Below are 13,132 nucleotides of genomic sequence, written 5' to 3' on the forward strand. Positions count from 1 at the left end.
GCATTCCCGATCGTGCCGAAGCGGTACACCGCACCGCGATAGCGTGAATGGGTTAACAAGCCCGGCGCGCTTGCCAGTCTCGTCCGGCGGATGTATCGGGCGCGCCACGTCACGGGTTTGGCGCCTTCGCGCGCCACGAAGAGGGAAGCCGGTGGAATGCCGGCGCTGCCCCCGCAACTGTGACCGGGGAGCGCGTTCCCACACAGCCACTGGCCTTTCGCGGCCGGGAAGGCGGGGGCGAGCATAGATCCGGGAGCCAGGAGACCTGCCCGTCGACAGTCGTTCCGCGCCGGGCGGGGTGAGCCGGTTAGCAGCGAGTCGCGTCCGCAAGGCGCGGCCTCAGCCATGAACGGCATTTCGTTCAAGGTTGGAGGTTCGCCCGTGAAATATCTGTTTCTGCTGAGTTCTGCTCTGGTCGTCGCAAGTCCCGCGATGGCCCAGGAAAGCGACATCGTGCTTGCCGACCGCGTTCGTGATGACCTCATCACAGTGACCGCGACTGGGACGGGACTGGTGCTGACCGAGACGGGACAGGCAATCAGCGTGATCGGCGGCGACGAGATCAATTCGATTCAGGGCCCCGACATCGCTCGCGTGCTCGAACGGCTTCCCGGCGTGACCCTCGCGCGCAACGGCGGCCTCGGCGGCTTTACCGGGCTCTTCGTGCGCGGCGCCAATTCACAGCAGGTGCTCGTGCTGGTTGACGGCGTGCGCGTGGCGGACGTCGCGGCGCCGGGCGGCGGCTTCGACTTCGGCAATCTCGCCAGCGGGCCGATCGGCAAGATCGAGCTGCTGCGCGGCTCGAACAGCGTCGCCTGGGGCTCCGAGGCGATCGGCGGCGTGGTCGCCGTGACGACTCGCGAGTTGGAGGGTGTCGAGGCCAGCGCCGAGTACGGCGCGCGCGACAGCGTCGACGGGCAGGTCAACGGCGGCCTCGTCGGCGAGCGCTACGCCGTCTCGCTGGGAGGCGGCTATACCCGCACCGACGGCATTTCGCAGGCGGCCACCGGCAGCGAGGCGGACGCCTATCGCCAATGGCGCGGGCACGGCCGCGCGCGGGTCGATCTCGCGCCCGGGCTCAGCGCCAGGCTCGTCGGCCGCTATATCGACAGCAAGCTCGACATCGACGGCTATCCGGCGCCCGCATACACCTTCGCCGATACCCCCGAGTACCAGAAGTCGCGGGAATGGGGCGGGCGCGCAGGGCTTTCCTATGACACCGACGCGCTGAGCATCCAGGCGGACTACCAGCTTTCGGACACGCGCCGCCGCTACTACGATCCCACGGTCTCGAACACGCCGACGTCGCAGACGCACGGCCGCGCCGAGCGCGCCGAGATGCGCGGCAAGCTGGCACTTTCCGGGCCGCTGCGGCTCGACTTCGGCGGCGATCACGAATGGTCGCGCTTTGGTGACGGCAACCAGATCGCGAAGGCCCGGCTCGCCAGCGGTCACGGCCTGCTCGGCTGGTACGGCGATGTCGTCAATGTCGCGGCCGGGCTGCGCTACGACGATCACTCGCGCTTCGGCGGCGCCTGGACCTTCGGCGCCAACGGCAGCGTGACGTTCGCGCCGGGCTGGCGGCTGCGCGCCTCCTTCGGCGAGGGCTTCAAGACGCCCACGCTCTACCAGCTCTTCTCCGAATACGGGAACCCGGCGCTCTCGCCCGAGCGCAGCCGCAGCTACGACGCGGGGATCGAATACGGCGACCGCAATGGACCGCTGCACCTCGCTGCAACCGTCTTCCGCCGCGATACGCGCAACCTGATCGACTACGTCTCGTGCTTCTCGGCGAGCGATGCGCTGTGCGAGGACGGGCGCTACGGTTTCTACGCCAATGTCGGCAAGGCGCGCGCGAGCGGCGTCGAGCTGGAGATGGGCGCGCAAGTCTCCGAGCGGCTGCGTGCACAGGCCGCCTACACCTATCTCGAAGCGACCGACCGCACCGAAGGCGGCGTCAATCGCGGCAACGACCTCGCGCGCCGGCCGCGTCATGCGGTGACCGTCTCGATGGACTGGACCGCGCCGGTCTTCGGGCTCAAACTCGGCGGCGATATCCGCATGGTGGGCGACAGTTTCGACAACGCAGCGAACTCGACGCGTATCGACGGCTACGCGCTCGGCACGCTGCGCGCGGCGCTTCCCGTCACCGAGGCGATCGAGCTCTATGGCCGCATCGAGAACGTGACCGACGCCGACTACGCAACGACCGCAGGCTACGGCACGCCGGGCCGCTCCGCCTTCATCGGGGCGCGAGCGCGTTTCTGATGCGCTGGGCAGCGGCCTTTCCGGCGCTGCTGCTGCTGCTCGCGGCCTGTTCCAACGCGGCGGCGCCCGAGGGTGGCGCGCGCCATCCGACGATCGTTTCGCTCAACCCGTGCAGCGACGCGGTGCTTGCCGAGGTGGCGGCGCCCGGGCAGTTGCTGGCGATCTCGCACTACAGCCATGACCCGGCTTCGAGCTCGATGGATATCGATCTCGCGCGGCGGTTTCCCTCGGTTTCCGGCTCGGTCGAGGAAATCGCCGCGCTGTCGCCCGACGTCGTCGTCGCCGGGACCTTTCTTCCGCCCTCCAGCACCGCCGCGCTTGAGAAGCTCGGGATTCGCGTAATGAAGGTTTCGATTGCCCGCAACGTCATGGAAAGCGAGGGGCAGGTGCGCGAGTTGGCAAAGCTCGTGGGCGCGCCCGAAAAGGGCAGGGAACTGGTCGCATCGATGGAAGCAGCACTGAACAGGGCCGCGCCGGCCAAAGGCGCGCCGGCGGTCCCGGCAATCGTATGGCAATCGGGCGGCATTGTCGCGGGAGACGACTCGCTTGTCGCCGACCTGCTGCGCCGCACCGGCTTCGCCAACGCCGCTGCCGCGCGCGGGCTGGGGCAGGCCGACTACTTGCCGCTTGAATCGATCGTCGCCGAGCCGCCGCGCGTCATCCTCGCGGCGGGCGACGGCGCATCGCAGGAAAGCCGCATGCTGCGCCACCCCGCGCTCGCCGGTTTGTCCGGCACCGAGCGGGCAAGCTTCGAATCGTCGCTGCTGTGGTGCGGCGGTCCCACCGTGATCCGCGCCGCCGAGCGTCTCGCGCAAGTGCGCCGAGGGCTCGAAGCGAAGCCGGGGACATGAGCTACCGCCTGTCTGGCGCGCTCTTGCTCGCGCTCGCTCTTCTCGTGCCGATCTCGCTTCTCGCCGGGCGCGTCTGGATCGATCCGTTCGATCCGCAGACACGCAATGCGGCGGTGATCCTGTTCGAACTGCGCCTGCCGCGCGCCGCGCTGGCGCTGTGTGTGGGCGCGGGCCTCGGCGCGGCGGGAGCGGCGATGCAGGGCTACTTGCGCAATCCGCTCGCCGATCCGGGCCTGTTCGGCATCGCCCCGGGCGCGGCGCTGGGTGCGGTGCTGAGCTTCTGGACCGGCTACGCGGCCTCGGCGTGGCTGCTGCCGATCTTTGCGCTTGTCGGCGCGGCGGGCGCGATGGCGCTGCTGGCCGTGATCGCCGGACGCGATGGCGGCATCGCGCTGTTCACGCTCGTAGGGCTGATGATCGCCAGCCTCGCGGGTGCGCTGATGAGCCTTGCCATCTCGCTTTCGCCGACGCCCTTCGCGATGAGCGAGATCGTGATCTGGCTGATGGGCGCGCTTTCGGACCGGAGCTGGCGCGAAGTGACGATCGCGGCGCCGCTCACGCTCGCGGGGATCGCGCTCCTGATCGCGGCGGGCCGCAGCCTCGACGCGCTGACGCTGGGCGAACAGGCAGCGCGCTCTCTCGGCGTCGAGCCCCGGCGCCTCCAGATCCTGCTCATCGCAGGCGTCGGACTGACCGTTGGCGCGGGTGTGGCCGTGGCGGGGATAATCGGCTTCGTCGGGCTGATCGTGCCGCATCTGGTGCGGCCGCTGACCGACCGCAGACCCTCGAGCCTGATCCTGCCGAGCGCGCTCGCGGGCGCGCTGTTGCTGCTGGTGGCCGACTGCCTGTGCCGCGTGCTGCCGCTGGCGGGAGGGGAATTGCGCCTTGGCATCGCGTTGAGCCTGATCGGCGCACCGTTCTTCCTCCACCTCCTGCTCAAGATGCGCCGGGGGCTGGCATGAGCGGGGGCGAGCTCTCCTGCGAATCGCTCGGCGTCGAGGGCCGGTTGCGCGACGTATCGCTGACGCTCGAGAGCGGCAGCGTGACCGCGATCTGCGGTCCCAACGGCGCGGGCAAATCGACGCTGCTGGGCTGTCTCGCGGGACTTGTTTCGCCAGACGCCGGTATGGTGCGCGTCGGCGGCCAAAGGCTGGACGAGGTGCCTCTGTCCCGGCGGGCGCGTCGCATCGGCTATCTGCCGCAGTCGCCCGAGATCGCATGGGATGTCGCGGTCGAAGTGCTGGTTTCGCTCGGACGCATTCCGTGGAAGGGCGCGCCGCGCGGCGACGACCTGCAGGCGATCGAGCAGGCCATTTCCGAGATGGATCTCGAAAGGCTGCGCCATCGCCGCGTCTTGCAGCTTTCAGGCGGCGAGCGCGCGCGGGCGCTGATGGCGCGCGTGCTGGCGACGCGACCGAACTGGCTGCTGGCCGACGAACCGCTCGCCAATCTCGATCTCGCCCATGCCGCCGCGCTCGCGGCGCGCCTGCGTGCGCAGGCCGCGCGCGGACGCGGCGTCGTACTGGTGCTGCACGATCTGGCGACGGCGATGAATCACGCCGACCGCGTGATCGTGCTCGATCGCGGCGCGCTCGCCGCCGACGGTCCGGCGCGGACGGCCTTGTCGGAAGACACGATCTGGAAGGTATGGGGCGTCGAATGCCGCTGGCTGGGTGAGCCGGGCCGCCGCGCGCTCTCGCTCGAGTGAGGCGGCGGCCCGGCTCTCCGGGTCAGGGCGTCTCGTCGCCGCCGGCGGTCGGCTTGCGATCGTCGCCTGTCAGACCCTTGGCTTCGAGCATTGGCCCGATCCGCGGATCGCGCCCCGCGAAGTCGCGATACATCATCGCGTAATCCTTGGTGTGTCCCTCGCCGAGGAAGGTCTTGCGAATGTGTTCGCCGTTGGCGCGGCTTGGCCCGCCGTTCTCGACCACCCAGGACCAGGCGTCGTGCGCCAGCATCTCGGTCCAGATATAGCTGTAGTAGCCCGCTGCGTAACCGCCGCCCCACACGTGCCGGAAGTAAGGCGTCTTGTAGCGCGGAGGAATGACGTCGGTGGCGAGCCCGGTCGTGGCGAGCGCCTGGCGCTCGAAGGCCATCGGATCGGCCTTGGCTTGCTCGGGGGTCAACCGGTGCCACTTCATGTCGAGCATCGCGGCTTCTAGCGTCTCGCCGAAGCCGAGACCCTGGTTGAATTTCGAGGCGCGCTCGATCTTCTCGACCAGCTCTGACGGGATTGTCTCGCCGGTCTCGTGATGCTTGGCGTAGTGGCTCAGCACGGCGGGCACGGTCGCGAAATTCTCGTTGAACTGGCTGGGGAACTCCACGAAATCGCGCGCCGTCGCACTGCCCGAAAGCGAGGGGTACCGCTGGTGCGCGAACAGCGTGTGGAGCGCGTGGCCGAACTCGTGGAACATGGTCTCCACGTTGTCCCAGGTCGCCAGCGGTGGCTCGCCTTCGGCCGGCGGGGGGATGTTGAGCGTGTTGACGATCACCGGACGTTCGTCGAACAGTTCGGACTGCGGAACGAAGTTGGTCTTCCACGCGCCGCCGCGCTTGTTGGGCCGCGCGAAGGGATCGAAGTAGAACAGCGCCAGCGGCGTACCATCCGCGTCGAACACTTCGTAGACGCGGATCGTCGGGTGGTAGACCGGAATATCCTCGCGGCGCTTGAAGGTGATGCCGTAGAACTGGGTGGCGGCGTAGAACACGCCGTTCTCGAGCGTGTCGTAGACGCCGAAGTACGGCTTGATCTGCTCTTCGTCGAGGTCGTACCTCGCCTTGCGCACCTGTTCGGCGTAATAGCCCCAGTCCCACGGCTCGATCTTGATCGCGTCTCCCTGCGAGTGGGCGAAGTCCTCGAGCACCCTGGCCTCGCGATCCTGCGTGGCGCGAAGGGCGGGCACGAAGTCGTCGAGGAACCTGGCGGCGGCGGCAGGGTCCTTCACCATGCGGTCGTACATCGCGTAGGTCGCATAGTCGGGCAGGCCGAGCAGGTCCGCCTTGCGCGCGCGAAGCTGCGCCAGTTCGGTGACGATTGCGAGCGTGTCGTTCTCGCCGCCGTTCGAGGCGCGGTTGACGCTGGCCTCGAACAGCTTGCGGCGCGTTTCGCGGTTGGTGAGCGAGGCGAACTCGGGCTGCTGCGTGGTGTTGGTGATCGCCAGCACGTACTTGCCGGATAGCCCGCGCTCCTCGGCCCGCTTCTTCGCCGCCGCGATCGCGCCCGGCGAAAGCCCGTCGAGTTCCTCGGCGCTGTCGAACACCGGCGCGGCGGCATTGCTCGCCGCCGTCAGCATTTGGGAGAATGTGGTCTGCAGTTCGGCGATCCGGCCGTTCATCGTCTTGAGCTGCGCCTTCTTTTCGGCCGAGAGCAACGCGCCGCGATGCACGAAGTCGTCGTAGGTGGTCTCTAGCAGCATCGCGTCCTCGGGCGTCATCGTCATCGCCGCGCGGCGGTCGTAGACGCTCTTGACCCGCGCGAAGAGACGATCGTCGAGGTAGATGTCGTCGGTCAGCGCCGAGAGCTTGGGCGCGGTCGCCTTGTCGACGGCGTCGAGCGTGTCGTTGGTGTTGGCGCTGGTAAGCTGGCTGAATACCGCGTTGACGCGGCTCAGCATCCGACCGGCCTTCTCGATCGCGACGATGGTGTTCGCGAAGGTCGGTGCTTCGCGATTGGCCGAGATTGCCGCGATCTCGGCGCGCTTGATCGCGATCGCCTGTTCGAAGGCGGGAGCGAAATCCTCGTCGCGGATGCGGCTGAAGTCGGGCGCGTGATAGGGCAGGGCGCTCGGCTCGGCGAAGATGCCGCTCGCCTCGGGCAGGGCGGTGGACGCGGCGGGCGATTTGGCGAAGGCGGTCTGGTCCATGGCGGTCAATCCCGAAGTGAGCAGGGCGGCGAGCAGGACGGGGCGTGCGGCGGCCTTTGGCCTAATGGTCATCAAGCGGGTCTCTCCAAGAGCTTGCGCCGGGGCCGATCGCAACGGCGCACCCGGCGGAAATGGGTCGTCATCCGCTGTTCAAGAGCCAAAGCATGGCAATTGCAAGGCTGCCACGGAGATACGAAACGCGGTTTCGCCACCTGCGGAGAATGCGTCGCCACAATCGGTTCGCAGCCGGCATTTGGGCAACGATGTTACGCGTCGGATTCGAGCCATTCGAGCAGCGCGGCCATGCAATCGCGGCCAAGCTGCTTCGAACGCTCAGGGCTCCACCCCTGGCGCGGATCGGGCGCGGCGTCATGATCCTTGAACGGCATTTCCAGCGTCATCGAGACGCAGCCGAAGCGCTCTGCGAGCTGGTTGGTCGACATCGCGAGGTTGCCCTTGCCCGGCGCGGCGCTGGGATAGCCGAGCCGTGTCTGGAAATCGGGCGTGCGCCGGTCGAGGATCGCGCGGTAGCGGGCATAGCCTTCGGACTGCTCGGGCTTGAGCGAAGGAATGCCCTCGAAGCCGGCGAGGAAATTGCCTGGAATTGCCTCGTCGCCATGCACGTCCATCGCGAAGTCGACGCCGCTGGCATCCATCGCGCCGCGGATCGCGAGCACTTCGGGGGACTTCTCGGCGCTCGGGGTGGACCATTCGCGGTTGAGATTCGTGCCCGCTGCATTGGTGCGCAGATGGCCGCGCCGCGATCCGTCGGGATTGCAGTTGGGCACGACATGCAGGCGGCAGCGCCGCCGCAATTCGCGTCCAACGCTCGAAGCGGGGTCGCACAAGAGGTCGAGCGTGCCTTCCATCCACCATTCGGCCATCGATTCGCCCGGATGCTGACGCGCGTAGAGCCAGACGTGTTTCGGCCCCGCGCCCATTTCGAGGCAGTCGATCGGCTGACCGTCGAGCGACATGCCAAGACAGCGGTAATCGACTCCCGGGGCGCGCGCCGCGCGCGCGACGAGGTCGTGGTGGCGCTCCATCGAATAGGGCGCGAAATAGGCGAACCAGGCGATGTCGCTGGAAGGGGTGTAGCGGATCGTGAGCGTGCCGCCGTCGACGCCTTCGTTCCAGCGCGTTTCGGCGCGGCCCCAGAACGCGCGGTCCTCCGAGACGCAGGCGCGGTAGTTGGGCCAGCCCATCGGATAGGCGGAGCCGTCGAGGCCGGTGATGCGCAGCACGAGTTCGCGGCCCTTGCCGCCCGAGACGCGGAAATGGAACCACTGGAAGAAGTCGGAGTCGTGGTCCTTGCGGATCGCGAGGCGGGCCTCGCTGCCGTCGATGGAAAGGACTTCGATGTTGCCGGAATCGAATGCGGAGCAGATCTGGATGGCCGTCATCGCACGTAGATAGTCTCGCCGGAGCGCCCCGGAAAGTCCTTGAACAATGCCTCGGCCAGACGGCTGGCGCCAAGCGGGGGATCGGCCATCGGCGAATCGGCGCGGACCGTGAAGCTCGCGCGGCCTTCCCAGACCGCCTGGCCGGTCGCGCGGTCGCGGATCGTCACCCGCATCTGCGTCTCGACCTGCTCGGGCGGCGGTCCCGAAAGATCGATCCCGATCCCCACGCCAAGGCCCGAGCCATAGCTGCCGGTGCTTCCGCCCACACCCACCGAGACCGGCGAGCGGCGGCCGTCGGCGCGCAGCATGGCCCGCGAGATCGACAGTTCGGCGACCTGCGCGCTGGTGTCCGGCGGTGCCTGGACTTGCGCATAGCCGATCCGCTGCAACTCGCGCCGGACGGCTGCGGCATAAGTGTTGAACTCGATGCTCTCGCCATCCGCGCCGGGCGCCGGAACGACCGCGATCGCGTCGCGCGGCGCGGCCTGAAGCTCGGGGCGGTGAAAGCGCGTGACCTCGACGGGCCCCACGGGGGCGACACATCCGGGCAGGACCATCAGTCCCGCCAATGCCAGCCAGCCGATCGCTTTCATCGCATCACTTCCCTTTGGACGCCTGGCGCCGCGAGACTCCTGTCTGGGGCTTGCCAGGCGGCGTTGCAAGTCGCCCGGCGGGGAATGCGGGTCGGGGAACAGCCCAACCGGGTTTCCGGCGGCGCGGGATATTGTCGACGCCCCCGCTCCGTTCCTGCGGGGTCGGGCTACGGTTCGGCGTTGCAGCCGGGTGCTTGGCCGGATAGTCGGTGCCGATGCCTGCTCGTGGCCAAGGCTTGGAGACGGGTCTTGGCGGGGGCAGGGGCCTTGACTTCTCGCGTGGCTGCGACTAGTCGCGCGCCTTCAAATTCCGGCGGTCGGTACCGCCAACCGAAACGAGACGAGACATGAAGATTCGCAACAGCCTCAAGTCGCTCAAGGGCCGTCACCGCGATAACCGCGTGATCCGCCGCCGCGGCCGCACCTACGTCATCAACAAGACCAACCGCCGCTTCAAGGCGCGCCAGGGCTGATTCGCTGGCCGTTCCCGGTCCGCCGGGGACGAGGTCCGATCGACCTTGAAAGCCCTCGCGGATCGCGGGGGCTTTTGTCGTGTCCGGAGGGTTCGCGGTGTCCGATAGCATCAAGGCGGTCGTGTTCGACGTCGGCAGGGTTCTGATCCGCTGGGACTTGCGCGCCCTCTACGCCAAGCTCATCGACGATCCCGCCCAGCTTGAGTGGTTCGTCACACATGTCGTCACCGAGGACTGGCACTTCGAGCACGACGCCGGGCGCGACCTCGACGAGATGGTGGCCGAGCGCAAGCTGCAGTTTCCGGCTTTCGCCGACCTGATCGACGCCTACGCGACGCGCTTCCTCGAGAGCATTCCCGGACCGGTCGAGGGGACGCACGAGATCGTCCGCCGGCTCGACGCGCGCGGCGTGCCGCTTTTCGCGATCACAAATTTCGCCACCCCGTTCTGGGCCGAGTTCCGCCCGACCGATCCGCTGTTCGAGCGGTTCCGCGACATCGTCGTCTCGGGTGACGAGAAAGTCGCGAAGCCGGCCGCGCGGATCTACGAGATCGCCGCTTCGCGCTTCGGCTTCGCCCCGGCGGACATGCTGTTCATCGACGACAATCCGGCGAATGTCGCCGCTGCGCGCGCGCTGGGCTGGCATGTCCATCAATTCCACGATGCCGCGACCCTCGAAGCCGACCTGCGCGAACGCGCGCTGTTATGATCCACTGTGTGTCGTTAGAATTGACTCGCGCTATCCGGGAGGACTAAGCAAGCGTCAAACGCCATGGCAACGGGAGAGCCGCCGTGCGGGACCTCGACGACCTCGACCTCTATCACCTGCCGATGGGCGATCAGGCCATGGGCGATGATCCCTGGCCCCATTTCGACGCGGCGCGGGCGCGCCACCCATGGCTCGCGTGTTGGGACGAGTTCGGCTACGTTTTCACCGAATACGCCGCGATGCGCGAGCTGCTGGGGCAGGACGACAAGCTGCGTCCGCCCTATGCCGATCTCGTCGGCCAGCTCGGCCAGGAGGGAACGCCCTGGGGCCGGTTCACCGGCGAGCAGATGATTGCGCTGCCGAGCGATCAGCACCGGCTGCTGCGCAATACGTTCGCGGCCAAGTTCACGCCGCGCAACGCCAACGCGCTGCGCCCGATGATGCGCGAGACGATCTCGCGGCTGCTCGACGAATGGGCGCCGCGCGGGCAGATCGACTTCGAGGAATTTTCCTCGCACTTTCCGATTTCGGTCATGTTCAGCCTGGTCGGTGCGCCGCACGAGGGCGTCACGCTGCTGCGCGACGATCTCGAGGCGATCGGCCTTGCGCACAGCTATCAGCTCGACCGGTTTCCGCGTATTCAGGAGGGCATGGTGCGGCTGGAAAGGTTCGTCGAGGAGACGATCGCCCGCCGCCGCGCCGAGCCGCGCACCGACGGCAGCGAAGACCTGCTCGAACTGCTGATCCGCACCGGAGACGAAGGCGACATCAGTCACCGCCAGCTCACCGACCTCATCATGTTTTTCTTCATCGCCGGTTACGATACCTCGAAGAACGTGCTGACCTACACGATGTACACGCTGCTCGATCACCCGGAGATCTACGAGCGTTGCGCCGAGGACCACGACTACTGCCGCAGGGTGATCGAGGAGGCGCTGCGCTGGTTCAACCCGGGCACTGTCGCGCGCTACGTGGATACCGAGTTCGAATTTCGCGGCGTGCGCTTCCCGAAGGATACCATGCTGTTCTTCCCGCTCAGCATCTCGGGGCGCGATCCGGGCGCTTTCGAGCGCGCAGGCACCTTCGACCCCGATCGCGTGATCGATCCCAACAAGCGCCAGATCGCCTTCGCGCTCGGCAAGCACATGTGCCTTGGCCAGTACATCGCTCGCGCACAGTTGCAGGAGGCGATCCACCAGGTCGCCCAGCGCATTCGCCATCCGCGCCTCGCCGGCGAAGTGCATTGGCGTCCGTTTCCGGGAACCTGGGGCATCAGGGGCCTGCCGATCGCCTTCACGCCGGGCGAGGCGCACGTGCGCGAGGCCGAGCCGGCCTGAGCCAAACCGGCCCGAGGCCGATTTCGCGGGGAACATCCGTCTGAAATCACCGTTGGATTCCCCAAGGGGGGTCGCGCCGGGCGGCATGCGCGGCGACGGTGCGTCTTTTTTCGCAGATGCAGCGCAACCCGCTTGGCAACCGCGTGCACTTTGTGCTTCACATGCGGTCAGACGGGAGTTGCAATGACATCATCGACGTCAGCTTCGAAGTACGATGAGATGTTCAATCCGGACGGTACCGTCCGGCCGGCCTACGCCGATTTCCGGGACTGGTACGATACCCAGGACCCGGCCTGGCTGAAGCGCCAGGATGCCGAAGCGGAACGGTTCTTCCGCCGCGTGGGCATCACCTTCAATGTCTATGGCGATGATGACGGCGAGGAACGGCTGATCCCGTTCGACATGATCCCGCGCATCATCACCGCGCGCGAATGGCGCAAGCTCACGCGCGGCATCGAGCAGCGCGTGCGGGCGCTCAACGCATTCCTGCAAGACCTCTATCACCGGCAGGAAATCATCCGCTCGGGCAGGCTGCCGATCCACTACCTGCGCGACAACGACGCGTTCCTTTCGCAGATGATCGGCTTCACCCCGCCCGGCGGGGTCTACACGCACATCGTCGGCATCGATCTCGTTCGCACCGGGCCCGACGAATTCGTGGTGCTCGAAGACAATGCGCGCACGCCCTCGGGCGTCTCGTACATGCTCGAGAACCGCGAGACGATGATGCAGATGTTCCCCGAGCTGTTCACCAAGATCCCCGTGCGGCCGGTCTCGGACTATCCGCGCCGGCTCGCCCGCTCGCTGCGCGCCTGCGCTCCGACCTGCGCGGCGGCGCGGCCGGTGGTCGCGGTGCTCACGCCAGGCATCTACAACTCGGCCTATTTCGAGCACGCTTTCCTCGCCGACGAGATGGGCGCCGAACTGATCGAGGGCAGCGACCTGCGGGTGATGGACGGTCGTGTGCAGATGCGCACGACGACCGGCTACACCCCGGTCGACGTGATCTACCGCCGCGTCGACGACGATTTTCTCGATCCGCTGACGTTCAATCCCGAGAGCGCGCTCGGCATCCCCGGGATCATGGACGTGTACCGCTCTGGCGGGGTCACGATCGCCAATGCGCCGGGTACGGGTATTGCCGACGACAAGGCGATCTACACCTTCATGCCCGAGATCGTCGAGTTCTACACCGGCGAGAAACCGATCCTCAAGAACGTGGAGACCTGGCGCTGTATCGAGGAGGATTCGCTCAAGTACGTGCTCGACAACTTGTCCGACCTGGTTGTGAAGGAAGTTCACGGCTCGGGCGGCTACGGCATGCTGATCGGGCCCGCCGCGTCCAAGAAGGAGCTCAACGAGTTCGAGGCGAAGCTGCGGGCCAAGCCGGAAAACTACATCGCCCAGCCCACGCTCTCGCTTTCGACCGTGCCGATCTTTACGAGCAAGGGCCTCGCGCCGCGCCACGTCGACTTGCGGCCCTTCGTGCTCGTCTCGCCCGACGGGATCGACATCACGCCGGGCGGGCTGACGCGCGTCGCGCTCAAGAAGGGCTCGCTCGTGGTGAACTCGTCGCAGGGCGGCGGCACCAAGGACAGCTGGGTGCTGGACGAATGAGCGCGCACCGCACCATCG

General features: G+C 67.4%; 11 protein-coding genes and 1 riboswitch. Of the genes, 8 read left to right on the forward strand and 3 right to left on the reverse strand.

Annotation, left to right across the window (positions count from 1 at the left end):
• Nucleotides 1-96: 96 nt before the first annotated feature.
• Nucleotides 97-288, forward strand: a riboswitch (cobalamin riboswitch).
• A gap of 93 nt (nt 289-381) precedes the next feature.
• From B2G71_RS14520 to B2G71_RS14535, 4 genes are read left to right on the forward strand one after another with little or no spacing between them, the layout of a single operon-like run.
• Complete coding sequence (locus B2G71_RS14520; RefSeq protein ID WP_098107126.1) at nt 382-2,268, forward strand: TonB-dependent receptor; 1,887 nt, start codon at nt 382-384, stop codon at nt 2,266-2,268.
• Nucleotides 2,268-3,119 carry a helical backbone metal receptor gene (locus B2G71_RS14525; protein ID WP_098107056.1) on the forward strand — a complete coding sequence of 284 codons (852 nt, stop codon included), beginning with the start codon at nt 2,268-2,270 and terminating at the stop codon, nt 3,117-3,119. Before B2G71_RS14520 ends, B2G71_RS14525 begins: the two co-directional genes overlap by 1 nt.
• Nucleotides 3,116-4,081, forward strand: a complete 966-nt coding sequence (locus B2G71_RS14530; protein ID WP_098107058.1) for an iron ABC transporter permease — start codon at nt 3,116-3,118, stop codon at nt 4,079-4,081. The genes B2G71_RS14525 and B2G71_RS14530 overlap by 4 nt, the downstream gene beginning before the upstream one ends.
• Nucleotides 4,078-4,827, forward strand: coding sequence for an ABC transporter ATP-binding protein (locus B2G71_RS14535; protein ID WP_098107060.1), 750 nt, complete (start codon nt 4,078-4,080; stop codon nt 4,825-4,827). The genes B2G71_RS14530 and B2G71_RS14535 overlap by 4 nt, the downstream gene beginning before the upstream one ends.
• Before the next feature lie 22 nt (nt 4,828-4,849).
• Here the strand turns inward: B2G71_RS14535 and B2G71_RS14540 are convergent, their stop codons facing one another.
• From B2G71_RS14540 to B2G71_RS14550, 3 genes are all read right to left on the reverse strand, one after another.
• Nucleotides 4,850-7,054 carry a M3 family metallopeptidase gene (locus B2G71_RS14540; protein ID WP_098107061.1) on the reverse strand — a complete coding sequence of 735 codons (2,205 nt, stop codon included), beginning with the start codon at nt 7,052-7,054 and terminating at the stop codon, nt 4,850-4,852.
• A gap of 194 nt (nt 7,055-7,248) precedes the next feature.
• Nucleotides 7,249-8,385 carry a M14-type cytosolic carboxypeptidase gene (locus B2G71_RS14545; protein WP_098107063.1) on the reverse strand — a complete coding sequence of 379 codons (1,137 nt, stop codon included), beginning with the start codon at nt 8,383-8,385 and terminating at the stop codon, nt 7,249-7,251.
• The gene (locus tag B2G71_RS14550; protein ID WP_098107064.1) at nt 8,382-8,978 is read right to left on the reverse strand and encodes a DUF4136 domain-containing protein; all 597 of its coding nucleotides are present in this window, start codon (nt 8,976-8,978) and stop codon (nt 8,382-8,384) included. The genes B2G71_RS14545 and B2G71_RS14550 overlap by 4 nt, the downstream gene beginning before the upstream one ends.
• Before the next feature lie 347 nt (nt 8,979-9,325).
• Here B2G71_RS14550 and ykgO point away from each other — a divergent pair, with 347 nt between their 5' ends.
• From ykgO to B2G71_RS14570, 4 genes are all read left to right on the forward strand, one after another.
• The gene (ykgO, locus tag B2G71_RS14555) at nt 9,326-9,451 is read left to right on the forward strand and encodes a type B 50S ribosomal protein L36 (protein ID WP_004210176.1); all 126 of its coding nucleotides are present in this window, start codon (nt 9,326-9,328) and stop codon (nt 9,449-9,451) included.
• 97 nt (nt 9,452-9,548) lie between these two features.
• Nucleotides 9,549-10,160, forward strand: coding sequence for an HAD family phosphatase (locus tag B2G71_RS14560; protein ID WP_098107066.1), 612 nt, complete (start codon nt 9,549-9,551; stop codon nt 10,158-10,160).
• An 83-nt stretch (nt 10,161-10,243) separates the two neighbouring features.
• On the forward strand, nt 10,244-11,497 hold the full coding sequence (locus B2G71_RS14565) for a cytochrome P450 (protein WP_098107068.1): 1,254 nt from the start codon (nt 10,244-10,246) through the stop codon (nt 11,495-11,497).
• Nucleotides 11,498-11,680: 183 nt separating this feature from the next.
• The gene (locus tag B2G71_RS14570) at nt 11,681-13,114 is read left to right on the forward strand and encodes a circularly permuted type 2 ATP-grasp protein (protein WP_098107069.1); all 1,434 of its coding nucleotides are present in this window, start codon (nt 11,681-11,683) and stop codon (nt 13,112-13,114) included.
• The last annotated feature ends 18 nt before the right edge of the window (nt 13,115-13,132 follow it).

It is taken from the genome of Novosphingobium sp. PC22D, assembly GCF_002556635.1.
Taxonomy (GTDB): Bacteria; Pseudomonadota; Alphaproteobacteria; order Sphingomonadales; family Sphingomonadaceae; genus Novosphingobium.